This window comes from Rheinheimera sp. F8 (genome assembly GCF_001518915.1).
The window spans coordinates 3168005-3192623 of the sequence record NZ_CP013656.1 but is presented as its reverse complement, the minus strand read 5'-3'; the positions used below and the strand labels follow the sequence as shown (position 1 = coordinate 3192623).

25 protein-coding genes are annotated in these 24619 nt (G+C 52.1%); 11 read left to right on the top strand and 14 right to left on the bottom strand.

What is annotated here, in order from left to right; translation table 11 throughout:
• Window positions 1-61 precede the first annotated feature (61 nt).
• From ATY27_RS14255 to ATY27_RS14235, 5 genes are all read right to left on the bottom strand, one after another.
• A complete protein-coding gene (locus tag ATY27_RS14255; protein ID WP_208931297.1) occupies window positions 62-1099 on the bottom strand; it encodes an alpha/beta fold hydrolase in 1038 nt (345 codons plus the stop codon).
• Between the two features lie 11 nt (window positions 1100-1110).
• On the bottom strand, window positions 1111-1659 hold the full coding sequence (locus ATY27_RS14250; protein WP_208931296.1) for an NADPH-dependent FMN reductase: 549 nt from the start codon (window positions 1657-1659) through the stop codon (window positions 1111-1113).
• Window positions 1656-2102 (bottom strand): hypothetical protein, encoded by a 447-nt coding sequence (locus ATY27_RS14245; RefSeq protein ID WP_208931295.1) that lies wholly within the window; start codon window positions 2100-2102, stop codon window positions 1656-1658. Before ATY27_RS14245 ends, ATY27_RS14250 begins: the two co-directional genes overlap by 4 nt.
• 159 nt (window positions 2103-2261) lie before the next feature.
• The gene (locus tag ATY27_RS14240) at window positions 2262-3044 is read right to left on the bottom strand and encodes a kinase (RefSeq protein ID WP_208931294.1); all 783 of its coding nucleotides are present in this window, start codon (window positions 3042-3044) and stop codon (window positions 2262-2264) included.
• A gap of 3 nt (window positions 3045-3047) precedes the next feature.
• Window positions 3048-3734, bottom strand: coding sequence for a class I SAM-dependent methyltransferase (locus tag ATY27_RS14235; protein ID WP_208931293.1), 687 nt, complete (start codon window positions 3732-3734; stop codon window positions 3048-3050).
• A gap of 137 nt (window positions 3735-3871) precedes the next feature.
• Between ATY27_RS14235 and ATY27_RS14230 the strand changes: the two genes are divergently transcribed.
• Complete coding sequence (locus ATY27_RS14230; protein ID WP_208931292.1) at window positions 3872-4975, top strand: phosphoribosylaminoimidazolesuccinocarboxamide synthase; 1104 nt, start codon at window positions 3872-3874, stop codon at window positions 4973-4975.
• An 86-nt stretch (window positions 4976-5061) separates the two neighbouring features.
• The gene (locus tag ATY27_RS14225; protein ID WP_208931291.1) at window positions 5062-5691 is read left to right on the top strand and encodes a LysE family translocator; all 630 of its coding nucleotides are present in this window, start codon (window positions 5062-5064) and stop codon (window positions 5689-5691) included.
• Window positions 5692-5757: 66 nt separating this feature from the next.
• On the opposite strand, the gene ATY27_RS14220 is transcribed toward ATY27_RS14225, so the two are convergent.
• The 7 genes from ATY27_RS14220 to ATY27_RS14190 form a co-directional block, all read right to left on the bottom strand.
• Window positions 5758-6519: an SDR family oxidoreductase gene (locus tag ATY27_RS14220; RefSeq protein WP_208931290.1), complete on the bottom strand. Its 762-nt coding sequence runs from the start codon at window positions 6517-6519 to the stop codon at window positions 5758-5760.
• Window positions 6520-6545: 26 nt separating this feature from the next.
• Window positions 6546-7424, bottom strand: a complete 879-nt coding sequence (gene mmsB / locus ATY27_RS14215) for a 3-hydroxyisobutyrate dehydrogenase (protein ID WP_208931289.1) — start codon at window positions 7422-7424, stop codon at window positions 6546-6548.
• A 48-nt stretch (window positions 7425-7472) separates the two neighbouring features.
• Complete coding sequence (locus ATY27_RS14210) at window positions 7473-8630, bottom strand: enoyl-CoA hydratase/isomerase family protein (protein WP_244151314.1); 1158 nt, start codon at window positions 8628-8630, stop codon at window positions 7473-7475.
• A 10-nt stretch (window positions 8631-8640) separates the two neighbouring features.
• The gene (locus tag ATY27_RS14205) at window positions 8641-9414 is read right to left on the bottom strand and encodes an enoyl-CoA hydratase (RefSeq protein ID WP_208931287.1); all 774 of its coding nucleotides are present in this window, start codon (window positions 9412-9414) and stop codon (window positions 8641-8643) included.
• A gap of 78 nt (window positions 9415-9492) precedes the next feature.
• Window positions 9493-10650 (bottom strand): acyl-CoA dehydrogenase family protein, encoded by a 1158-nt coding sequence (locus tag ATY27_RS14200; protein ID WP_208931286.1) that lies wholly within the window; start codon window positions 10648-10650, stop codon window positions 9493-9495.
• 111 nt (window positions 10651-10761) lie between these two features.
• Window positions 10762-12258 (bottom strand): CoA-acylating methylmalonate-semialdehyde dehydrogenase, encoded by a 1497-nt coding sequence (locus ATY27_RS14195; protein ID WP_208931285.1) that lies wholly within the window; start codon window positions 12256-12258, stop codon window positions 10762-10764.
• Between the two features lie 226 nt (window positions 12259-12484).
• Entirely contained in the window at window positions 12485-13663 is a 1179-nt protein-coding gene (locus ATY27_RS14190) for an acetyl-CoA C-acyltransferase (protein ID WP_208931284.1), read from the bottom strand.
• A gap of 355 nt (window positions 13664-14018) precedes the next feature.
• Between ATY27_RS14190 and ATY27_RS14185 the strand changes: the two genes are divergently transcribed.
• The 8 genes from ATY27_RS14185 to ATY27_RS14150 all read left to right on the top strand — a co-directional run bounded on the left by ATY27_RS14185 (window position 14019) and on the right by ATY27_RS14150 (window position 22657).
• Window positions 14019-14435, top strand: a complete 417-nt coding sequence (locus ATY27_RS14185; protein WP_208931283.1) for a MerR family DNA-binding transcriptional regulator — start codon at window positions 14019-14021, stop codon at window positions 14433-14435.
• A 79-nt stretch (window positions 14436-14514) separates the two neighbouring features.
• Entirely contained in the window at window positions 14515-15684 is a 1170-nt protein-coding gene (locus ATY27_RS14180; RefSeq protein ID WP_208931282.1) for an isovaleryl-CoA dehydrogenase, read from the top strand.
• 136 nt (window positions 15685-15820) lie between these two features.
• Window positions 15821-17365: a carboxyl transferase domain-containing protein gene (locus tag ATY27_RS14175; protein ID WP_347876423.1), complete on the top strand. Its 1545-nt coding sequence runs from the start codon at window positions 15821-15823 to the stop codon at window positions 17363-17365.
• Between the two features lie 10 nt (window positions 17366-17375).
• Complete coding sequence (locus ATY27_RS14170) at window positions 17376-18209, top strand: enoyl-CoA hydratase-related protein (RefSeq protein WP_208931280.1); 834 nt, start codon at window positions 17376-17378, stop codon at window positions 18207-18209.
• Window positions 18210-18214: 5 nt separating this feature from the next.
• Window positions 18215-20227, top strand: coding sequence for an acetyl/propionyl/methylcrotonyl-CoA carboxylase subunit alpha (locus ATY27_RS14165; protein ID WP_208931279.1), 2013 nt, complete (start codon window positions 18215-18217; stop codon window positions 20225-20227).
• A complete protein-coding gene (locus ATY27_RS14160; protein ID WP_208931278.1) occupies window positions 20224-21174 on the top strand; it encodes a hydroxymethylglutaryl-CoA lyase in 951 nt (316 codons plus the stop codon). The genes ATY27_RS14165 and ATY27_RS14160 overlap by 4 nt, the downstream gene beginning before the upstream one ends.
• Window positions 21175-21285: 111 nt before the next feature.
• The gene (locus ATY27_RS14155) at window positions 21286-21987 is read left to right on the top strand and encodes a CoA transferase subunit A (protein ID WP_208931277.1); all 702 of its coding nucleotides are present in this window, start codon (window positions 21286-21288) and stop codon (window positions 21985-21987) included.
• Between the two features lie 10 nt (window positions 21988-21997).
• The gene (locus ATY27_RS14150) at window positions 21998-22657 is read left to right on the top strand and encodes a CoA transferase subunit B (RefSeq protein WP_208931276.1); all 660 of its coding nucleotides are present in this window, start codon (window positions 21998-22000) and stop codon (window positions 22655-22657) included.
• A gap of 97 nt (window positions 22658-22754) precedes the next feature.
• On the opposite strand, the gene ATY27_RS14145 is transcribed toward ATY27_RS14150, so the two are convergent.
• Entirely contained in the window at window positions 22755-23258 is a 504-nt protein-coding gene (locus ATY27_RS14145) for a hypothetical protein (protein WP_208931275.1), read from the bottom strand.
• A gap of 117 nt (window positions 23259-23375) precedes the next feature.
• A complete protein-coding gene (locus ATY27_RS14140) occupies window positions 23376-24356 on the bottom strand; it encodes a helix-turn-helix domain-containing protein (protein ID WP_208931274.1) in 981 nt (326 codons plus the stop codon).
• A 92-nt stretch (window positions 24357-24448) separates the two neighbouring features.
• On the opposite strand from ATY27_RS14140, the gene ATY27_RS14135 reads away from it, so the two are divergent.
• Complete coding sequence (locus ATY27_RS14135; protein WP_208931273.1) at window positions 24449-24619, top strand: hypothetical protein; 171 nt, start codon at window positions 24449-24451, stop codon at window positions 24617-24619.

Genomic DNA, 24619 nt, shown 5'->3' with positions numbered 1-24619 from the left:
ATTTGCTGGCTCTTTTTTTGCCTGTTATTTTGTTTGTATTCCCGGTTATCAGAACCAATACCTACTGTGCTTTAATCTTATCTTGCTGTACGAACGCCAGAATTTTTTGCAGTGCCAAGTCTCGATAACTGTCAGATTCAAACAGCAATTCATGCTTAGCACCAGCAAACGCCTGTACTTTCCCTTCTGCACACAGTGGCCCAAGTTCCTGGCAAAACTGCTGCTGAGCAGTATTGCTGACAGCCAGCTCCGAGCCTGATTGTAACATCAGCACCGGTGTTTTGATCTGACGGGCTAAAACGGGCATTTGATCTGCAACATCACAAGCCTGTGACAACCAGGACCAGGTCGGTCCACCTAACTGCAATTGTGGCTGCTGCTTGTACAAGTCGCGGAACAACTGATAACGCGTCGTTGAACTGGTCAGAATATTATCAGCAAAATCCTGATTTGCTGGATAAGGCTGCGCCACAAATCCGGCATAACAATCCGCGCAAGTCCAGTCAAAGGCCGCAGCCAGATAGCACCCATCCTGCTCCGAAAACGCTACAGTGGTGTTCGGTGCAATCATCGGTGACGTCAGCACGGCGCGCTGAAACAGCGTTGGCTGCTGCGTCAGCAACTGCACCGCGACAGCACCGCCCATTGAATGCGCCAGCAGATTCAGTGGCAAATCGGTCTGCGCGTTCACAACTTCAGTTATGAACTGGTTTTGATCCTGACTATAGAGACGAAAATCTGTGATATGGCCTTTATGCGGATCTTCCAGCTCCCGCGCCGACAAACCCTGGCCACGATGGTCAAGGCTAAACACCGCGATACCTTGCGTCGCCAGATCATAATAAAGCTCATGATACTTCTGATAGGCTTCGGTGCGCCCCTGAATAAGCAGGAGTGCATATTTTGATTGTGACGGTACCACGTACGCATACGCAAGCTGCACGCCATCCGGCGTTTTCATGGTGCCGGTTTTTACCTGTTCTTGCCAAAAAGTGCTGATCTCCGCAGGGTACATGGTTGCCAGCGAGGTTTCCGGCACTGCTGACACCTGAAAAGCCACGACGGAAAATGCCAATGCCAGCAAAGATTTTTTAAACATATCAGGCCTGATTACTTTTTGCATTGCGTGACTAAGGCCTGCAGTGCAATCAACTGGGCCTGAATGTTGGCGCGGATTTTATCGTCCTGCAAGGAACCATCAGCAGCAAACACACCGCTAAATGCATTGACGAATACCTCGGGTTTATTGACAAAATGCAGGTCCAGAAAAACACCAACCTGGCGCAAATGATACTGCGCTCGTGAAGTACCCATCCCACCTCCCGCGCCCATGATCGCCGCCGCTTTTCCGGCCAATAAACGATTGTCAGGTTCGCGTGACGCCCAATCCAGCGCATTCTTCAGTGCGGGCGCGATAGAGTAATTGTATTCCGGGCAGGCAAACACAAAACCATCGGCTTGTTGGAACGCCTCCAGCAGTACAACAACAGCAGCAGGTTTAGTAGCTAAATCGGCACTAAAAAACGGTACTTCAGTTAAATCGGCAATCTGTAAACTAACGCCTTCTGGCAACAGCTGCTGAGCAGTTTTTAACAAGGTCATATTGTGGGAAGCTTTGCGCAGGCTGCCACAGATACCTAATAAGCGGATCTCCGTCATTCATTCTCTCCTTCTGTGGCCGTCACTGGTTGGCCAAACCGTTTTTTTAACGCCCACCAGCAAATCAGTGTCACCAATGGGATCAGGATCAAACTCAGTACCATCAGCCACAGCGGGTGTGGCAACAAATAGAAATTAGACACTGCGCCTAAAAATACCAGGCAGCCAATCGCCAACGCAAAACGGCCGCGACAGCGACCTGCGAGCATAGTCGCAGCCGTCAGACCAGTAAAAATGCCGAGTAACCACCCGGCTAATACCAATAACAAAGCGCCGGCCGGCAGTTGTTTCAGATAAGCCGAAACAGCAGAACTATCCTGCCAGTCTAGACCAGCAGGCGCGCGGTATAAGATGTGGCCAAGTTGTTCTACTGCTGAGATGGTGAAGAAGGTCACTACCACTCCGGCAAGCAGAGCCAAAGTAGTCCGTAACAATGCTGGCATCGCAGGTCTCCTGGTCTGAGGTTGCGCTTGCAACAATAGGATTGTTATCTGGCAACGGCTGATAAATATGCCACTGCAGTATGACGATACTGTGCAGAAATTAGCAAATTTTTGCTGGAAGTTCTGTGACTTAGCTAACCAAGATCACGATGTAGGCTGCTAACGATTGACTACCTGCCGGAGTTCATTCAGTTGAAGCTGCTGAACTCCGGACCAAATCTGCCCGCAAAGCATGGCTTCTGTCCAGCGCTGAAACGGTAACATAAATTGCTGCAAGGTTGCCGCATCCATCCCAGTCCCCCGTCGTTGCCACAAAACATCTTCCTGCTGCTGACGCCAACGGCAGATAGTTGGCCAATCGGGCGCCCGCAGGTACAGCATTGACTGTAATAACGGCCACAGTGGTTGATAACACTGCTTTAGTTGTTGGTTTTGATAATCCCGCCAGGTCGCTGCATCTGGTTTCAAGTCTAGCGCATTGACCGGTGACGCCAGCTGTTCCGCACTAAGTGCCACCGCACCCAAACACCAGCCTTCGACAATCAGCGTGTCATAACACACAGCAGGCAAATCGGTACTGCTATCATCATTGGCTTTGTCAAACCTTGGCAAGGTTAGCGCTTTGCCCTGAAGCTGCAACTGCAGATCCTGGTGAAACCGCTCAATTTGGTGAGTTCCCGGCACACCGCGCATGACGAATAACGGATGGATCTGCCGCGCCAGTATCTGACGGTCGTGCCGGCTCAAATAATAATCGTCCAGCGACACCACGCCACAGCGCAGCCCGTCTAGCTGCAGAGCCTGTTGCAGGCTGGCGGCTAACGTAGTTTTACCGCAGCCCTGTGCACCACTGATAGCGAAGATCTTTAGGCCGTGCTGCCTGATATTGTGCTCCAAGACACTAACCAAAGACGCGTTTATTGCAGCATCACCCGTTTTCATTAATTACCCCAAATTAGTGGTCGTTTTTCTCTGAAAAATCACCACGTCAGGTCTGATAATTTCCACGGTAAAGCCATCCCGCGCAGCCAGCCATAGAAACGTATCCGCATGAAAAAAACTGACATGCGTCGGGTCATTTTTATAGTGCCATTTGGCAAAATCAGCCGGTGTTTCTGGTCTTAACCGGGTCATCAGGCCCAGCCAGCCATCGTTTTTTAATAGATCCAACCATAACTTCCATTCGCTGGCTGGCTGATAAAAGTGTTCGATTGCTTCGGTCGAACAGATAAAATCGTAGGATTGCTGTAATAGCTGCGCGTCCGGAGCAAAGTAAGGATCGTAGTTACTGACCTGATGCCCTCCCTGCTCCAGCAACAAATACAAAGTCGGTCCAGGGCCAGCACCAAAGTCGAGGCCGGTTAAAGGCGTTGAACCAAGCCGGTTCAATAAAGGCGCAGCCAGTTTGTTTAAGAACTGGCGATAGCCAGAGTCAGCAGGATCATTCTGGTGTTGTTGATAGATCGCCAGTTCAGCGTCATTGGCCAATAAGCTCTGGCGGCTGGCAAACACCAGCTGACAGACCGGACAGTGCCAGTACTGGCGGATTTTATCCGTATGGTAATGCGTGGTAGCCATGCTGAAACAAAGTGGGCATGGGTCTGGCAATAGCTGCTGGAAGCAGTCTGACATGGAAAACTCCGGCGTCATGTCATCATTGATGCGGCCTATCATATCAGAGCGCAGATAAACTGCTGCCACCGATTCAGTTAAAGCGCCCTTTCTGCTACACTCAGGCCCGCCTTTTTTCAGCGACAGAAGAAGTGATCATGACTCTTGCAACTCAGGTCCTGGCGGTCAACGATGATCTGCCGATCCGCACGAATTTACCTGTACATTCCGGCAAAGTCCGCAGTGTGTATTGGCTGACCGAACAGGACAGCGCCCGCTTAATCCGTGAAAAAAATTACCCGGTGCCCGCTGATACGCCGCTGGCCATTATGGTGATTAGCGACCGCATCTCCGCCTTTGATTGTATCTGGCAAGGTGAAAACGGCCTGAACGGCGTGCCTGGTAAAGGCGCCGCGCTCAACGCAATCTCAAATCACTGGTTCTCGCTATTTAAACAACATGGCCTGGCCGATAGCCACATTCTGGACATCCCGCATCCGCTGGTCTGGATTGTACAAAAAGCCCGTCCGGTGAAAATCGAAGCCATTGCCCGGCAATACATCACAGGCTCGATGTGGCGCGCTTACAGTAAAGGCGAACGCGAATTCTGTGGCATCACTTTACCGGAAGGCCTGCAAAAAGAGCAGAAACTGCCGGAAATTCTGATCACACCATCGACAAAAGGCATTCTGACTGGCCTTGCCGGCGTACCAGAAGCTGACGACGTGAATATATCCCGCGCAGACATTGAACACCATTATCAGGCCTTTGGCTTTGAACAGCTCTCAGACATTACTTTGTATGAAAAGCTGCTGAAACAAGGTTTTGCTGTGATAAGCGATGCATTAGCCGCGCTTGATCAGATGTTTGTCGATACCAAGTTTGAATTTGGTTATGTCAAAGATACCAAAGGCAACAGCAAACTGATTTACATGGACGAAGTCGGCACGCCGGACAGTTCACGCATTTGGGACGGCGCGTCATGGCGTGATGGCCAAATCGTGGAACAATCGAAAGAGGGTTTCCGCCAGTGGCTGCTTAATCACTTCCCGGATCCGGATATTCTGCTGAACAAAGACCGCATGCCGGAGCGCGCCGCATTAGCCCGCGACAACCAGTTACCGACTGAAGTGATGATGGATATTTCGCGCACCTATCTGGGTATCGCCGAAAAAGTCATCGGCCGTCGCATCGAACTTTCAGCCAATCCGAAGGCTGAAATCGTCGAAGTGCTGAAACAACACTACGGTTTGATTGATTAATAATGAAGGGGAGCTTAGCTCCCCTTCTTTTTTGTACCTATGTACGTCAGGTACCTCTTTCAGCGGCGTGGTTTCAAGGAGATCATATGTTTGGCACTCAGGATTTATGGTTGTTTATTGTCTCAGGCCTTTTATTGAATATCGCGCCGGGGCCGGATTCTTTACTGATCATGGCGCGCAGTGCCGGTCAGGGTTTTAAGGCTGGCGCTGCCGCAGTCCTTGGTATTTGTAGCGGAACTTGTGTGCATATAGCCGCAGCGGCGGTTGGACTATCGGCGTTGCTGGCGACTTCAGCTGAAGCGTTTTTACTGATTAAACTGCTCGGTGCGGCTTATTTACTTTATATCGGTGTGCAAATGCTACGGACAAAGACTGTGTCGATCGAAAGCACAACAGCACCAGAGCCGGCAACGTTCGCTGTGATTTTTCGCCAGGGTTTGCTGACCAATGTGTTAAACCCGAAAGTCGCGCTGTTTTTTCTTGCCTTTTTACCGCAGTTTGTCGCGCCGGATGCTGCAAACAAAACGTTGGCGTTTCTATTTCTCGGCGCCATTTTTAATTTGAACGGCATGCTGTGGTGTTTGTTTTTGGCTTGGAGTTCGGCCCTTGCCGCGCAGAAAGTGAAAGCCAGTGCGACCGTCAGACTATGGTTCAATCGGCTGACCGGTGGCATCTTTGTATTATTGGGTCTGAAGTTGGCGCTAAGCCGTGCTTAAACTCATACCAACAAAAAGCCCGCTGCTGCGGGCTTTTTTATCGGCACCAGATCACACGGTGTCAGGTTACATCGAGATACCGCCATCGATCTCAACAACACGCCCCGTGAAGAAATCATTTTCAAAGATATATTTAGCAGTGTGGGCAATCTCAGCGGCTTCGCCTAATCGGCCAACTGGTTTCATTGCCACCAGACGATCGCGCGCTTCAGGTTTCATCGCGTCGGTCATTGAAGTACGGATCACGCCCGGCGCAATAGCGCCAACCCGAATGCCGTAACGGCCGAGTTCGCGGGCCCAGGTCACGGTCATCGCCACGACGCCGGCTTTTGATGCTGCATAGTTGGTCTGGCCCATATTGCCGCCACGCGCTACGCTCGACATATTGATGATGACACCCTTACGGCCAGTCTGCACCATCAGTGCCGCCGCTTCGCGACCACACAAGAACACGCCGGTCAGATTCACATCAATCACCGACTGGAACTGCTGTAACGGCATTTTACCGGTGAGCTGCCCGTCTTTATATTTCAGCAGCAAACCGTCGCGTAAAATACCGGCATTGTTGATCAGACCGTCAATGCCACCGAAATCCGCCGCAATAGCCGCAAAGGTTTGTTCTACACTGGCTTCATCCGCCACATTGGCAGCGTATGTTTCAACCCGCACACCAGTAGCGCGAAGCTCTGTCGCAGCCGCCGCAAGCTGTTCGGCATTCATGTCAATCAACGCCAGTGCTGCGCCATTCTCAGCACACATCCGCGCCATTTCCAGGCCAAGGCCTTGGGCGCCGCCTGTGATCACAATCACTTTATCTTGTAAATTCATCGAACAGACCCTGGTGCCACAGGCACTTATTTTTTACTGAAAAAACGGAAAATACTGGAGAAGTCCAGTTTGCCATTACCCTGACGCTGATGCTGCACGTACAGATTACGCGCCAACGCGCCCATCGGTGTCGCCGACTGACTTTGCTGCGCACATTCGCTGGCAAGACCTAAATCTTTGGCCATCAGGTCGACCATAAACCCCCCCTGATAGTTGTTGCTGGACGGCACATTGGGCTGCACATCCGGACATGGGTTATACAGCTCCAGTGTCCAGTTGCGTCCTGAACTTTTCAGCATGATGTCAGACAACACTTTCGGATCCAGCCCATTGTCGACGCCCAGTTGCAACGCTTCGCTGGTGCCAACCATCAACACCGACAACAACATGTTATTGCAGATTTTGGCGATTTGCCCGGCGCCGACGTCACCGGCGTGAAACAGGTTTTTGCCCATCGCTGACAACACAGCGTTGGCGCGTTGGAAATTCTCCGCAGAGCCGCCGACGATAAAGGTCAAAGTACCGGCTTTGGCGCCACCCACACCGCCTGAGACCGGTGCATCAATAAAGGCAATGCCGGCGTCAGCGAGTAAAGCGCCCACCTGACGCGCACTTTGTGCATCAATAGTGGAACAATCCAGTACCAGAGCACCGGCTTTGATGTCACTGCGAACGTCCTGATAAAGGCCAATCACGTGTTTGCCCGCCGGTAACATCGAAATGACAAAATCAGCGCCCTGCACAGCAGCCTTGGCGGACTCCGCTGCAACAGCACCGGCAGAAGCCACTGTGGCTAAAGCTTCTTTATTTAAATCAAAAGCCTGCACCTGAAACCCGGCTTTTTGCAGGTTCAGCGCCATTGGGCCGCCCATATTGCCAAGGCCGATAAATGCGACAACTTGCATAGAATTCTCCCCTGCTACCGCTAGCGCTGTTTCGCCATCGGTGCCTGCTTATTGTTGTGGATAGATCCGCCCCAGTGTCGCGAGCGGATGCTCAGCGGCTGGCCAGGGTGAACTGAACAATTCGTCAATCACTGCTACAGGAACTGACGCTACGTCTGGGAACAGCCATTTTGGCTGCTGATCTTTATCAATTAATAACGCGCGCACGCCTTCACTGAATTCGCCGAGTTTGCCGCACTGCACACTTAAGCCAAGTTCTAAGCGGAAACTGTCGGCCAGGATTTTAGACTGGCCAAGCTGCAACAAGCGGTAAACGATATGCGCGGTGATGGGACTGCCATACTTCAGCGAAGCTTTGGCTTTACCAAGCCAGCTGTCTTCATTTGGCATCGCAAGGATCGCGGCCATGGCGGCGGGTAAATCCGGTGTATTCGCGAGCGCAGTAATGGGTGCCTGATGTAACCGGATTTGGCTGGCCGGCTGCTGATTTAACGTTTGGGTTTCGATGCTCATCAGCACGTCAGACAGTTTCTGATGGTTCAGCACCACCGTATTGCCCCAACGTATGCTTAACAACGCGTCGAGCACTTGCTGGCGTTTGTCGTGCGGAATATAAAAATCAGCTAAATCAATAAACTTAGCGTCTGCCGCATTAATCGAAGCGCCGGTCAGTCCCAAAAACAAGCCACATCCGGCAGGCATCCGGTTTAAAAACCAGCTACCGCCAACGTCCGGATACAAACCTATCGCCATTTCCGGCATCGCAATACGGCTGGTTGCGGTGACGACTCGGTGCGAGGCGCCAGCCATCAGGCCTAAACCACCGCCCATCACGATGCCATTGCCCCACACCAGCACCGGTTTGTCGAAGGTATGGATGAGATAGTCGAGCGTATATTCTTTGGTGAAAAACTCAGTCACATAGGGCTGAAAAGTACCGGGATGGGCTTTCATCGTATGATACAAATCACGGATATCACCGCCTGCGCAAAAGGCTTTATCGCCAGCGCCCTGCAATAACACCATGGCGATGTCCGGGTTTTCCTTCCACTGTTGCATCTGCGGTAACAGCAGTTCAACCATCGGTAGGCTCAGCGCATTCAGCGATTTTTCGCTGTTCAGCGTGGCGACACCGATCTTTTTGCCATTTTCAGCCACCAGTTCGCTAAACAGTACTACGGCGACGTTTTGCGTTGTCTCTGTCATGCCGCGGTCCTTATCCATTTACCCAATTTGGCGCACGTTTCTGCAAAAAGGCACTAACACCTTCGACCTGATCTTTGGTATCAAACAGGCCGACAAACAACTCCCGTTCCAGCGGTAATGCCGCATAGATATGACCGTGACGGCCTTGCTGGATCAGTGTTTTACAGGCAGTGACCGCAGATGGGCTTTGTTCGGCAACTTTTTCTGCAAGCGTCAGGGCAGCTTCTAACGCAGTGCCGCTCGCGACCACTTCTTCTACTAATCCAATTTGTAGCGCTTTCTCTGCCGTCAAACGCTCACCACAGAGGATCATCCGCTTTGCCCAGCCTTCGCCGACCAGCCAGGCCAGATTCTGGGTGCCACCAGCGCAAGGTAATAAACCGACCTTGGCTTCAGGCAGCGCCATTTGCGCCTGCGTTTCGGCAATGCGGATATCACAAGCCAAAGCGACTTCCAGCCCGCCGCCCATGGCATAACCATTAATCGCAGCAATGGACACACCGCGGAACTGGCTCAACGTTTCAAAAGCCTCACCAAAAATCCGCGCCATATCACTGGCGACAGCTTTATCGCCGTTGGCAAACAAATTTAAATCAGCGCCGGCCGAAAAAAACTTCTGGCCTTCGCCGGTGATCACCAACGCATACACCGATTTATTTTGATTTAGTTCCCGCACCGTATCACGCAGCGTGGTCAGTGTTTCGCGGGTCCAGGTATTAGCCGGCGGATTGGACATGGTCAGCACGGCAGTGTGACCACGGAATTCAACTTTTAATTGGGCCATAAGGGTCCCTTATTCTCATTTGCCATCAGCGGACTGCATCCATAAGCCCGCGTCTTTGTTGTTATTTTGAAAACAGCGTCACAGAATATCTGAGGCTGCACTGTCGAGTAAACGCCGGCCAATAATCAGCCGCATGATCTCGTTGGTGCCTTCTAAAATCTGGTGTACCCGCACATCACGGAAATGCCGTTCCAGCGGATATTCTTTGATATAGCCATAACCGCCGTGAATTTGCAGTGCCTGATCACAAACCTGAAACCCAATGTCAGTGGCAAAACGTTTTGCCATGGCGCAGTACGCGGTCGCTTCCGGGTCTTGTTGGTCCAGTTTAAATGCAGCCAAACGCACCAGCTGACGGGCAGCGACCAGTTCAGTGGCCATATCCGCCAGTTTAAATTGCAACGCCTGGAACGCCGCCAATGGTTTGCCAAATTGCTCGCGCTCCAGCATGTAATTGCGTGCTGTGTTTAATGCCTGCTGAGCAGTGCCGATTGAACAGGTGGCAATGTTAATCCGGCCGCCGTCTAAGCCTTTCATTGCAAAAGTGAAACCCTGACCTTCAGCGCCTAATAAGTTCTCGAGCGGCACCCGGACATTGTCAAAGGTGACCAGACGGGTCGGCTGCGCGTTCCAGCCCATTTTTTCTTCGGCCTTGCCATAAATCACGCCTTCAGCGTTAGCTGGCACGACAAAAGCAGAAATGCCCTTAGGACCGGCTTCACCAGTGCGCGCCATCACCACTAATACTTCGGTGCTACCCGCGCCGGAGATAAACATTTTAGAGCCATTGATAACATAACTGTCACCGTCTTTTTTCGCGCTGGTGCGAAGTGAAGCGGCATCAGAACCCGAACCCGGCTCCGTTAAGCAATAAGACGCCAGCTGCTCGCCGGTGACCAAAGTTGGACACCAGGCAGCTTTGACCGCATCAGTACCCCAGGTGGCAATCATCCACGTCGCCATATTGTGAATGGTCAGCATCGCCGTTGTCGCAGTACAGCCCATCGCCAGTTGTTCAAAAATGATCGACGAATCGAGCCGGGACAAACCTAAACCACCGGCATCTTCCGGTGTATACAGGCTGCAAAAACCCAGTTCACCAGCTTTTTGCAGGACGTCTTTTGGAAAGTGATGTTCGCGGTCCCACTGGGCAGCAAAAGGTGCCAGTTCGGTATCAGCAAATTGACGCGCGGTGTCGGCAAAGGCTTTTTGATCGTCGGTTAAATTAAAATTCATGCATGGACCTCGGTGTTGATCAGACCAGCCGCTGTTGTTTGAAGTTATGACCGGACTTAATGAAACATATTGACGAAGCCACCGCTATTGTTTCGGTGGCTTCGCTGAGTATTAACGCAGATTGATCGACATGTTCGGGCCTGAGACCTGAACTTCATCATCAAACCAGCGCGCGGTGATGGTCTTCGTTTCAGTGTAGAAACGCACGGCTTGTTTGCCATAGGCGTGCTGGTCACCGTAGAACGAGCCTTTCCAGCCGGTAAATGAGAAAAACGGCAGTGGTACCGGGATTGGAATATTAATACCAACCTGACCTACTTCAATTTCATGCTGGTATTTCCGCGCAGCATGGCCACTGGCAGTGAAAATTGACGTGCCGTTGCCATATGGGCTGGCGTTGACAACGCCAATGGCTTCATCCAGCGAGTTGACGGACATGGTCGTCAGCACCGGGCCGAAGATCTCTTCTTTATAAATGGTCATATCAGTGGTGACATTGCTGAACACGGTAGGACCGACCCAGTTCCCATTTGGATAACCGTCCACTACAACATCAGAGCCGTCCAGTAAACAGGTCGCGCCCTCTTCTTTACCTTTAGCAATCAGCGACAACACACGCGCTCTCGCTTGCGGGCTGATTTGTGGGCCGTATGCCGCATTTGGATCTGTATAAACACCAGGACGGACTTTGCCAATCGCAGCGGCTACTTCCGGGATCCATTCCGCTGCAGCACCAACAAAGACCGCGACAGAAATCGCCATACAACGCTGACCGGCTGCGCCGACTGACGCGCCGACTAATGCATTCACCACTTGTTGTTTGTTCGCATCCGGCATGATCACCATGTGGTTTTTCGCGCCGGCAAAGGCCTGTACGCGTTTGAGGTTATCTGTACCGGTTTTGTAGATGTATTGGCCAACATTGACTGAGCCAACAAAGGAAATTGCTTTGATATCCGGATGATGCAGCAGTACGTCAACCTGATCTTTACCACCGTGCACAACTTGCAATACGCCTTTTGGTGCACCGGCTTCAGCGAACAGTTCGGCGATGCGGTTCACCGTCATCGGGTCCTGCTCAGACGGCTTTAATACAAAAGTGTTGCCACAAGCGATCGCCATCGGGAACATCCACAGCGGGATCATCGCCGGGAAGTTAAATGGCGTGATACCGGCACAAACACCCAGTGGCTGAATATAGCTATAGGTATCAATAGAACGGGCGACGTTTTCAACGGTTTCACCCATCATCAGCGACGGGATATTGGCAGCTTGTTCAACCACTTCAATACCGCGCCAGACGTCACCTTTGGCATCTTCCACCGTTTTGCCCAGTTCACGGCAAATAATATCGGCGATTTCGGCCTGATGTTCTTTTAACAACACGGCAAAGCGCATCATCAGTCGGGCGCGCTCAGACACCGGTGTTTCTTTCCAGCTTTGGAATGCAGTCTTGGCTGACGCGATAGCCTGCGCCATTTCATCCGAAGTGGCACATGGCACCTGAGCAATCACTTCCTGCGTGGCCGGATTGGTCACCGGGATCAGTTTTTCACTTTTTGAGTGAACAAATTCGCCGTCGATAAACAGCTGAACCTGAGTAGTCATAGCATTTTCCCCGTTGCGCGGCCTGCCTTCTGAGCGGTCGCCGCGATAGTCTTAAACCGTTGAACCGGTCGCCTGAATATGTTGAGATCGCCGCAGCGATCCCGCTGTGCACCTGAAGTCTGAGCTTCTTATCGGCGCCGTTTTACCCTGTTTTTTACGTGATTGCGCCCCTTGCAAACCAACGGGCGCATCGGCTGTTTGCCGGCTTTCTTTTTATACTTTTTGCTTAGGCGACTTCGACGGCTAATGCCACCGCTTCACCGCCACCAATGCAGAGGGATGCGATACCACGTTTTAAGCCACGCGCTTTTAACGCATGAATCAGCGTCACCAGAATACGGGCACCGGAAGCGCCAATCGGATGGCCTAAAGCACAGGCGCCGCCATTAACGTTAACCTTAGCTTCATCCAGTCCAAGTTCTTTCACAGCGAGCATCGTCACCATGGCAAAAGCTTCGTTGATTTCCCACAGGTCGACGTCGTTGACGCCCCAGCCCAATTTGCTTAGCAATTTTTGCATAGCGCCGACTGGTGCCACGGTAAAGAGTGCCGGTTCCATCGAGTGGGTTGCATGACCGAGGACGGTCGCCAGTACTTCGCAGTTGTTAGCTTTGGCACTGCTTTCTCGCATCAGCACCAATGCGGCCGCACCGTCAGAAATAGAAGAAGAGTTGGCGGCTGTGATAGTGCCGTCTTTAGCAAAGGCTGGGCGTAAGCCCGGGATTTTGTCGATTTTAGCGTTGCCTGGCTGCTCATCGATGGCAAACACCGTTTCGCCTTTGCGACTTTGGATAGTCACTGCGGCAATTTCTGCGACAAAAGCGCCGTTAGCAATTGCTTGTTGCGCGCGGGTAGTCGATTGGATAGCAAAACGGTCCATATCTTCACGGCTAAAACCCTGCTCATTGGCGGTACCCTGGGCAAAACACCCCATGGCTTTACCGTCATAAGCGTTTTCAAGGCCATCGAGCATCATATGATCTTTGACTTCACCATGGCCCATCCGCATACCGGCACGGGCTTTTGGCAACAGGTACGGTGCGTTGGTCATCGATTCCATACCACCAGCGACAACGACATCGGCGCTACCGGCTTTTAACAAATCATGTGCCAGCATCACGGTTTTTAAGCCTGAGCCGCAGACTTTATTTAATGTGGTAGCGCCTGCTGACAGCGGTAAGCCCGCTTTTAATACGGCCTGGCGCGCCGGCGCCTGACCCAGACCCGCCGGTAACACGCAGCCCATCAGCACTTCACTGATTTGTTCACCAGCAATGCCTGCCTGCTCAACCGCAGCCCGGATTGCAACAGCACCTAAATCCGGCGCTGTCACTTCGCTCAGGCCACCCATAAAACCACCCATTGCTGTGCGTTTGGCACCGACAATCACGATTTGCTCAGACATGCTTTTCCTCATCCCAATCAGCTTTAACCGAATTGTCGCTGAGCCTACACCAAATTTACGTTTACGCCAACGTCAACCATGCTGCACTTTGGTCTTATCAGTTGTTCAGCGTTGTCTGTTTTAACTGCCAGACAGCTGGTATTTTGGCAGCAAGACTTTACGAATCATCAGTGCCTTCTGCACGTTCCAACAGGATTGCCCGGTGTTCATCTGAGAAAAAACATAAGGCAAGTTACTGTATTTTAATATTTTTTACACAGACACCCTGAGTTGTCTGCGGTTTTAGCACTAGCCGCCAGCTTTACCTTTACGTAAACTTCACTTATAGTGACCAGCGATTCCGATGGTGGCTTTTATGACAGATAAAGATCAGACAACTTACAGCATCAGCGAACTGGCGAAAGAGTTCGATATAACGACGCGCAGCATCCGCTTCTATGAAGATCAGGGCTTGCTGACGCCACAACGCCAGGGCCAGACGCGCATTTACAGCAAACGCGATCGGGTGCGGCTGAAACTGATCCTGCGCGGCAAACGCCTCGGCTTTAGCCTGGCAGAAACCGGTCAGTTGTTTGAACTCTACGACGCCGATAAATCCAGCGTGACGCAGCTCACCACCATGTTGAAGCTGATTGAACTGAAAAAAACCGAACTCCATCAGCAACTGGACGACATTAAAGTCGTATTGATGGAACTGATCACCGTCGAGAAGCGCTGCCGTGACACGCTCACTGACGCACGGACTCATGAAACAAAAACTGCGACTGAATAAGTGGCGAACATAACGCCACCAGCGCAAACAAAACTCCAATCAACAGCCAGACGCGACACAGGCAAACGGGGAAAGACCAATGATTAGCCACTACAAAACACTGAACTTTGACTTAGGCGAAACCGTGGACATGATCCGCGAACAGGTGAACGCTTTTGCCCGCGAAGAAATCGCGCCGCGCGCTGCACAAATCGACCATGACAATGCCTTTCCAAATGACCTGTGGCGCAAATTCGGTGATTTAGGCCTGCTCGGTATCACCGTTGACGAGCAATACGGCGGTTCAGGTCTGGGTTACCTTGAGCATGTGGTGGCGATGGAAGAAATCAGCCGCGCATCCGCCTCAGTGGCTTTGTCTTACGGCGCGCACTCTAACCTGTGTGTCAACCAGATTTTCCGTAACGGCACCGAAGCGCAAAAACAAAAATACCTGCCAAAACTCTGTTCTGGTGAACATATCGGCGCTTTAGCGATGTCAGAACCAAATGCCGGTTCAGACGTGGTGTCGATGAAACTGCGCGCTGAGAAAAAAGGCGACGTCTATGTGCTGAACGGCAACAAGATGTGGATCACTAACGGCCCGGATGCACATACTTATGTGATTTATGCCAAAACCGACGTCAACGCCGGCAGCAAAGGCATTACCGCTTTTATCGTTGAGCGCGGGTTTAAAGGCTTTAGCCAGGCGCAAAAACTCGACAAACTCGGCATGCGCGGTTCTAACACTTGTGAGCTGGTGTTTGAAGACTGTGAAGTGCCAGCTGAAAACGTGCTGGGTGAAATTGGTAGCGGCGTGAAGGTGTTAATGTCAGGCCTTGATTACGAACGTCTGGTATTGTCGGGTGGCCCGCTTGGCATTATGCAGGCCTGTATGGACATCGTTGTGCCTTACCTGCACGACCGCAAACAATTTGGCCAGTCGATTGGCGAGTTCCAGCTGGTACAAGGCAAGCTAGCCGACATGTATACCCAGATGAACGCAGCAAAAGCTTATGTCTACACCGTCGCCAAAGCTTGTGACCGCCGCGAAACCACCCGTAAAGACGCCGCTGCCGTCATCCTGTACAGCGCAGAACTCGCGACCAAAATGGCGCTGGATGCGATCCAACTGTTAGGCGGCAACGGTTATATCAATGAATACCCAACAGGTCGTTTATTACGCGACGCCAAACTGTATGAAATCGGCGCCGGTACTTCGGAAATTCGCCGGATGTTAATCGGCCGCGAGCTGTTTAACGAAACCAAATAATCACTGGAGCGGCAGCCTGGAGCTGCCGTTTTTTTATCCCGTGGCGCGGGATCTGACTGGACAGGTGGATGCTGTGAGTAAAATTACCAGTAAAATCAACACACGAAGCGCTGAATTTCAGCAAAACGCTGCGGCTATGCAGGTGCTGGTCGACGATTTGGCGAGCAAAGTACAACAAATTAAATTGGGTGGTGGCGAAAGCCTGATCGCCCGCCACACCGCACGCGGCAAATTGTTTGCCCGCGATCGCATTCAGAAATTACTCGACCCGGGCTCCCCTTTTCTTGAAGTCGCACAGTTCGCCGGTTGGGAATGTTATGACGACTATGTCCCGGCAGCCGGCGTGGTCGCCGGTATCGGCCGTGTCAATGGCGTCGAATGTATGGTGGTCGCCAACGACGCCACGGTCAAAGGCGGCACTTATTACCCGCTTACGGTGAAAAAGCATTTACGCGCCCAGGAAATTGCCGAGCGTTGCCACCTGCCCTGTATTTATCTGGTCGATTCTGGTGGCGCTAACCTGCCACGCCAGGATGATGTATTCCCGGACAAACTGCATTTTGGTCGTATTTTCTTTAATCAGGCGAATATGTCGGCCAAAGGCATTCCGCAAATCGCCGTGGTGATGGGCCTTTGTACCGCCGGTGGCGCTTATGTGCCGGCGATGGCCGATGAATCTATTATCGTTAAAGAACAAGGCACCATTTTCCTCGCCGGCCCGCCGCTGGTGAAAGCCGCCACCGGTGAAGAAGTCAGCGCTGAAGATTTGGGCGGTGCCGACGTACATTGCCGTATTTCTGGCGTGGCCGACCACTATGCACAAAACGACGAACACGCGCTGCAACTGGCGCGTAACGCCGTATCGCGCTTAAATCGCGAAGCACCGGTATTGCGTGATGTTAAAGCCAGCGAAGAGCCGCTATATGATGCGCAAGAGCTGTACGGCATTGTTGGTACCGACCTGAAAAAGCCGTTTGATGTGCGCGAAGTGATAGCACGCATTGTCGATGGCTCTGATTTTGATGAATTTAAGCAGCTGTACGGCCCGACACTGGTTTGTGGTTTTGCGCGTATTTTCGGTAATCCGATTGGCATCGTCGCCAATAACGGGATTTTATTCTCCGAATCGGCACAAAAAGGCGCGCATTTTATTGAGCTCTGTTGCCAGCGCAAAATTCCACTGCTGTTTTTGCAAAACATCACCGGCTTTATGGTCGGCCAGAAATATGAAGCTGAAGGTATCGCCAAACATGGCGCCAAGATGGTGACTGCCGTGTCCTGCGCCAAAGTGCCGAAATTCACCCTGTTAATCGGCGGATCTTATGGTGCCGGTAACTACGGCATGTGCGGCCGCGCTTACGACCCAACCATGATGTGGATGTGGCCGAATGCGCGCATTTCTGTGATGGGCGGCGAACAAGCAGCCGGCGTGATGGCGCAGGTCACCAAAGACGGTCTGGCGCGTAAAGGTGAAACTTTATCACCGGATGCCGAAGCTGCATTAAAACAGCCAATCATTGCTCAGTACGAACAACAAGGGCATCCCTACTACGCTTCGGCGCGGCTGTGGGACGACGGCATTATCGACCCGGCACAAAGCCGGATGGTGGTGGGTCTGGCTTTGGCCGCTGCACTGAATGCGCCGATTGAAGAAACACGCTTTGGCGTGTTCCGTATGTAAGGAGCTGTTGATGCCTTTAATCACCACTGAGTTCTTACAATATGGTGCTGAATCAGCCTATGTCGGGATGCTGCGGTTAAACCGGCCTGAGCTGCATAATGCCTTTGGCGACCTGATGATCGCTGAACTCATTCAGGCGCTGGATGCCCTTGCCGCCATGCCAAATTTACGGGTGTTATTGCTGGAATCGACCGGTAAAAACTTTTCGGCTGGCGCGGATTTAAACTGGATGCGCGCCATGGCGCAAAAAGACTATCAGCAGAACCTGACTGACGCCGGCGCTTTAGCGCTGCTGATGCAAAAACTCAACAGCTTTCCGTTGCCGGTGATCGCGTTAGTCCAGGGTGCCGCCTTCGGTGGTGCGGTTGGGCTGGTTGCCTGCTGTGATATGGCCATCGCCACGCCCAAAGCCAGCTTTTGTTTAAGTGAAGTGAAAATCGGCCTGATCCCGGCGGTGATTAGCCCTTATGTGGTACGCGCCATCGGTGAGCGCGCCAGCCGGCGTTATTTCACCACGGCTGAGCGCTTTGATGCAAAAACGGCCTTGCAACTTGGCCTGATTAGCGAAGTTGCCGAAAGTGAAGGACAGGCAGATCTGCGCGCCAAAGCGCAGCCGCTGATCGATGCCATTATTGCTAACAGCCCGCAGGCTGTGGTCGCCGCCAAAGCTTTAGTGGCTTATGTCGCCGACGCGCCGATTGAGCCAGACACTATCGCAGAAACCTCCCGCCGTATCGCCGCCATTCGGGTGTCCAGCGAAGGTCAGGAAGGTTTAACAGCGTTTTTAGATAAACGCACGCCGGCATGGCAACAACCCACAAGCGCAGGCCAAACCGAGGAATAACCCAGATGTTTAGCAAAATACTGATCGCCAACCGCGGCGAAATTGCCTGCCGCGTGATTAAAACCGCCCATCAGCTGGGCATTCGTTGTGTTGCAGTGTATTCCGAAGCCGACGCCAACGCCAGGCATGTGCAAATGGCCGACGAAGCCTTTTTATTAGGCCCGGCGCCGTCGAAAGACAGCTATTTACGTGCGGACAAAATTCTCGCTATCGCCAGACAAAGTGGCGCCGAAGCCATTCACCCCGGCTATGGCTTTTTAAGCGAAAACGAAGGCTTTGCCGAGGCCTGTGCCCAGGCAGGCATCGTCTTTATTGGCCCGCCAGTGCCAGCGATCGCGGCAATGGGGTCCAAAAGCGCCGCAAAAGAAATTATGAGTCACGCCGGCGTCCCGCTGGTGCCCGGTTATCACGGTGACAATCAGGACGAGACGTTCCTGGCACAGGAAGCAAACCGTATCGGCTACCCGTTGCTGCTAAAAGCTGCATACGGCGGCGGTGGCAAAGGCATGAAAGTGGTCTGGCAGGCCTCAGAGTTTCTCGAACAGCTGCACAGCGCCAAACGCGAAGCGCTGAATGGTTTTGGCAATGACAAAATCCTGATGGAACGTTACCTGACCAAACCGCGTCACGTTGAGATCCAAGTGTTTGCCGATAATTTTGGCAATGCGGTCTATTTGCATGAACGCGATTGTTCTATTCAGCGCCGTCACCAGAAAGTCATTGAAGAAGCGCCAGCGCCAAATTTCAGTGCTGAGCAACGTAAAGCGATGGGCGAAGCAGCCGTCACCGCTGCCAAAGCCATCGGTTATGCCGGTGCCGGTACCGTAGAATTCCTGTTTGACGAAGACGGTTCTTTCTATTTTATGGAAATGAACACACGCCTGCAGGTTGAGCATCCGGTCACCGAGATGATCACCGGTCAGGACTTAGTCAAATGGCAATTGTTGGTTGCCAGCAATCAGTCACTGCCACTGGCGCAAGCTGAGATCCCTTTGGATGGCCATGCCATTGAAGTACGGGTGTATGCCGAAGATCCGGACAATAATTTCCTGCCGGCCACTGGTAAACTGACCTATTTGCGCCAGCCTGACGAACATCGCCATGTGCGGGTCGATACCGGCGTCGTCGAATATGACGAAGTATCACCGTTTTATGACCCGATGATCGCCAAATTAATCGTTTGGGATGAGAGCCGGGACCGGGCGATTGCGCGGATGCGCCGCGCGCTGGATGATTACCGCATCGCCGGAGTCAAAACCAATTTAGGTTTCCTGAGCCGTCTGGTGTCGCACCCGGCTTTTGCCGCCGCTGAACTCGATACGCATTTTATTGAACATCATCAGGCCGAACTGTTTGCGCCGGAGCAGTCCGAACCGCAACAAGCACTATTGCTGGCTGCTTTGTATTTGTTATTGCTGCAGCAACCGAAAACCAATGGCAATTCGCCGTGGAGTTGCGGTTATGGCTGGCGTTTAAATGAAGCGGCACAAGTACGGTTTACCCTGCAACACGGCGATGTGGCGCAACAGGTGCATATTCAAAGCACCACAACGGGCCACAAACTCTGTGTCGGTGATTATTGCATCGAAGCTAAAGCCGAACTGAATGCTGACGTGCTGACAGCCACTTTGTCCGGCGCACAAGGCAGCCATCATCAGTTCCAGGTGCGCGTCAGTCAGTACCAACAAAGTTCGCAGCAAAAAACCGTCTCGGTGTTTATCCGCCATCAACGCTTTGATTTTGTGTATCAGACTCAGGTTGAAGTGGCTGCTGCGGATGAATCGGCGGGCAGCTTAAAAGCGCCGATGAACGGGACTGTAGTTGCCGTGATGGCCAGCGCCGGTCAGCGCGTGCAAAGTGGTGAGACTTTATTGGTCATGGAAGCAATGAAAATGGAATATGCCATCAAAGCGCCTGCCAATGGTATCGTCAACACTGTGTTTTATCAGGCCGGCGATTTAGTCAAAGACGGTGCCGAGCTTGTCGACTTCAGCGCAGACGCAGGAGACAAAGCATGAATATGATGCTTTCGAACTCTACTCACTTCCCTTCGAGTGTTCGCATCGTCGAAGTTGGACCGCGTGACGGTCTGCAGAATGAAACAGCGGTACCGCTGGACGCCAAAATTGCACTGGTTGAAGCGCTGGCTAACGCCGGCCTGACAACTATCGAAACCGGTGCTTTTGTCAGCCCGAAGTGGGTACCGCAAATGGCTGATTCAGCCGCCGTATTTACTGGTATCAGCCGCAAAGCCGGTGTCACCTACGCGGCGCTGACCCCCAATCTGCAAGGCTACCAGGCAGCGCGTGCAGCGGGAGCCGATGAAGTGGCGATTTTTGGCGCTGCATCGGAAGCTTTTTCGCAAAAGAATATCAACTGTTCGATTGATGAAAGTCTGGCCCGGTTTGCGCCAGTACTGGAAGCTGCAAAAGCCGACGGCGTGCGGGTACGTGGTTATGTATCTTGTGTCGTGGGGTGCCCTTACCAGGGCGCTGTCGCGCCTGCAGATGTCGCGCGTGTGGCCAAAGCACTGCTCGACATGGGCTGCTATGAGATTTCACTCGGCGATACCATCGGTGTCGGCACCCCGGCAACGGTATCCGCGATGCTGGATGCAGTACTGGCCGTCGTGCCAATGGAAAAAACTGCGATACATTTTCATGACACTTATGGTCAGGCGTTAACAAATATTTACGTCGCGCTAAGCCGCGGTATTGCTGTGATCGACAGTGCCGTCGCCGGTCTGGGTGGCTGCCCTTACGCCGCCGGCGCGTCAGGCAATGTTGCCACAGAAGATGTGGTGTATTTGCTGAACGGTCTTGGCATTGCGCATGGCGTTGAGTTACAAAGCCTCGCCCGTGCCGGCTGGGCCATCACAGCGGCGCTCGGCAAGAAACCTAGTTCTAAAGTAGGATTGGCGCTCCAGGCGAAGTGCCAGCAAAATGCAGCGCAAGATGCTGAATAAACCGGAGCTTTACATCAGCTCCGGCACGCAACATTCATTCACAGACAACTAATTACAGACAACAATGCCGGTCGCCCCGATGCGACCGCCCTACACAACAGAGGAAGAGCAATGGCAGGGTTTAACAAAGTCGTGCACAGCTACGACGAAGCCTTAGCAGGTCTGGCCGACGGTATGACGGTGATCGCTGGGGGGTTTGGTTTATGCGGGATCCCGGAAGGCCTGATTAGCCAAATTAAAAAAATGGGTACCCGTGATTTAACTGTGGTCTCCAACAACTGTGGCGTAGACGGTTTTGGTTTAGGCATTTTGCTGGAAGACCGCCAAATCAAAAAAATGGTCGCCTCTTATGTCGGTGAAAACGCCCTGTTTGAGAAGCAGTTGTTATCCGGCGAGCTGGAAGTTGAACTGACGCCACAAGGCACACTGGCAGAAAAAATCCGCGCCGGCGGAGCCGGCATCCCGGCCTTCTTCACCGCAACCGGTTACGGTACCCCCGTCGCGGAAGGCAAAGAAACCCGCGAAATCAATGGCCGCAATTATGTGCTGGAGCCATCAATCACCGGTGATTTCGCTATTGTCCGCGCCTGGAAAGCCGACCGTTACGGCAACCTGGTATTTCGCCACACGGCGATGAACTTCAATCCCATGGTCGCGACTGCCGGCAAAATTACCGTCGCTGAAGTTGAAGAAATCGTTGAGCCGGGCGAATTGTCACCAACAGAAATTCATACCCCAGGCATTTATGTGCAGCGCGTGATCAAAGGCAATTTTGAAAAACGCATCGAACGTCGCATGGTTCGCAAGGATTAAGGAGAACGTCATGGCTTTATCACGTGAACAAGTGGCGATGCGTGTCGCACAAGAATTAAAAGACGGCTACTACGTCAACCTTGGCATTGGTATTCCGACGTTGGTCGCCAACTATGTGCCGGCCGGCATCGAAGTGATGCTGCAATCAGAAAACGGTTTGCTCGGCATGGGCCCCTATCCGACCGATGCTGAAGTCGACGCCGATATGATTAACGCCGGCAAAGAAACCGTCACCGCCATCAAAGGTGCTGCGATTTTCTCTTCCGCCGAAAGTTTTGCCATGATCCGCGGTGGTCATGTTGATTTGACGGTATTAGGTGCTTTTGAAGTCGACCAGCACGGCAATATCGCCAGCTGGATGATCCCGGGCAAACTGGTCAAAGGCATGGGCGGCGCGATGGACTTAGTCGCTGGCGCGCAGAATATCGTCGTCACCATGACACACGCCGACAAATACGGCAGCTCGAAGTTACTCGACAATTGCACCCTGCCACTAACTGGCGTTGGCTGCGTGAAGAAAATTGTCACGGATTTAGCCGTACTGGAAGTTCGGGATGGTGCTTTCCATTTACTGGAACGCGCACCAGGTGTGTCAGTCGAAGAAATTCAGCAGAAAACTGCCGGTCGCTTAATTATTGACGGTGATGTACCGGAAATGCATTTTGCTTAACTTGATAAAGCAGCGAATAAAAAAGCGTTCCTGACGCTTTTTTATTCGCTACGCTCCCGACGCCTTTTATTGCTGACGAGCCCAGAGACGGGCAGACTTAGTTGGCAGTCACAATACGGCCAGCGCCACTGAACAAATTGCCGCCCACAACGGCCGTCATATCGCCGGAGCGCACCAGACTCACTTCATCCAGCGAGCCAATCAGCATCACAAACGCCAATTTCCGATTGTGTAACAGATACCAACCCACCTGATATCCCGGCAAACGAATACCGTTTACCGCGATCTCCGGCGTATATTCACCAAGCTGGTCAAGCGGCATAATATGGACTGCACTGCTGGCAAGAGAAATATTATCGATATGTGCCTGATAAAAACCGGCTTTTAATGCAAGATGATTTTCTTCTATCGTGACACTGTTACTGCTAATGGCCCATGTCAGCCCCATAAACACCGCAGTCGATCCGACTAACGACCATAAAGCAGGCTTTAACGGCCGTTTAGCCCAAAGACACCAAACCCAGATACTGAGGACCGGCACAGCAACAACGCAACAGAACAGCAGTAGATACAACTGCCAGCTAATTTCAAACACAGACATACGGATGCAATTGATAGCGAATAATTAACAAAATAGTATCACGCCATCATTTTTACGCGAGACAATTTAGTTAAATTTACCTTTTCATTGCAGAAAAAATTCAACTTGACCTGATTTTTACTGAAAAAAGTGGTTGCGATAAGCCTTTGGTGTCATCTGGGTATATTGCTGGAATAATTTTCGAAACGAAGACACATCTTCGTACCCAATCTGCTGTGTCAGTTGTTCCAGTGGCATCATCGTGGTTTCCAGCAGGTTCTTAGCCTTATCGATACGCAATTTTTGCAACCAGGCCATTGGCGTATCGCCAGTGGCTGATTTAAAACGCCGGATCAAGGTCCGTCCACTCATGGCAAAACGTTGTGCCAGCTGCTGTAAGTCGAGCGGCTCTGCCAGATTTTTCCGCAAATAACTCTGTACGGCCGCGATACGTTCGTCCTGATGGCTCACCAACTGTTGTACCGACAAAAAAGGCGCCTGACTATGCAATGACGGCTCCACCAGCAACACTTTGGCCAGTTGGCTGCTAAAGCGAACACCGTCGAATTCAGAGATCAGTTGTAAACAAAGTTGCAGATATGCCGTCGTCGCGCCGGCGGTCAGACAACTGCCACTTCGACTAACACTGGCTTCGGCTTTCAGACGTACCTGTGGAAACAACTGCTGAAAATACTCAGCTAAAAACCAACATGTTGTCGCTTTACCGCCATCCAATAAGCCAGTCGCCGCCAGCGCGAAGCTGCCATTACAACCGGCCGCCAGCAAAGTACCTCGTTGTTGCAGGTCGCTGAACCAGTCTTTGTGCGCACGAAACAACGTCATCACCTGTTCCAGTTCAGCTGCCTGATGGGCATAGTTACCAGGAATTAATAAAGCGTCTATCTGCGCAGGTAGCTGCGTAATGCAGGTGATCTGCAGCCCGTCTGCCTGATAGCTGCTGGCGCCTGACAAATGGTAAAACTGCACCTGATAACGCGGCTGCAGACTAAGAGCGTCCTGGTATTGCGCCAGTTGATTGGCAAAGCGGAATACTTCGGCCATGCCGGTTAAATGTCCAAGCGCTACTCCAGGATATACCAGGACCAATAATGATTTCATTTGTCACTTTCCACACCATATATGTCAATATTGCCACTATAGCGCAAATAATCAGCAAGTTAAACTGTGGCTCAGTCAACAGGAGGTGGATTATGAAAATGAACGTCAAACAACTCAGTTGGGGCATGCTGGCTTTGCAGGGAGTGGTAATTTTATGGCTGAACCAGCGCAGCACTTTGGACCCATTCAGTCAGCTGGTGCTGGTACCATTATTACTGCTGGCAGGTTTCGCGCTGCTGACCATTCAGCAACGCGATGAATAG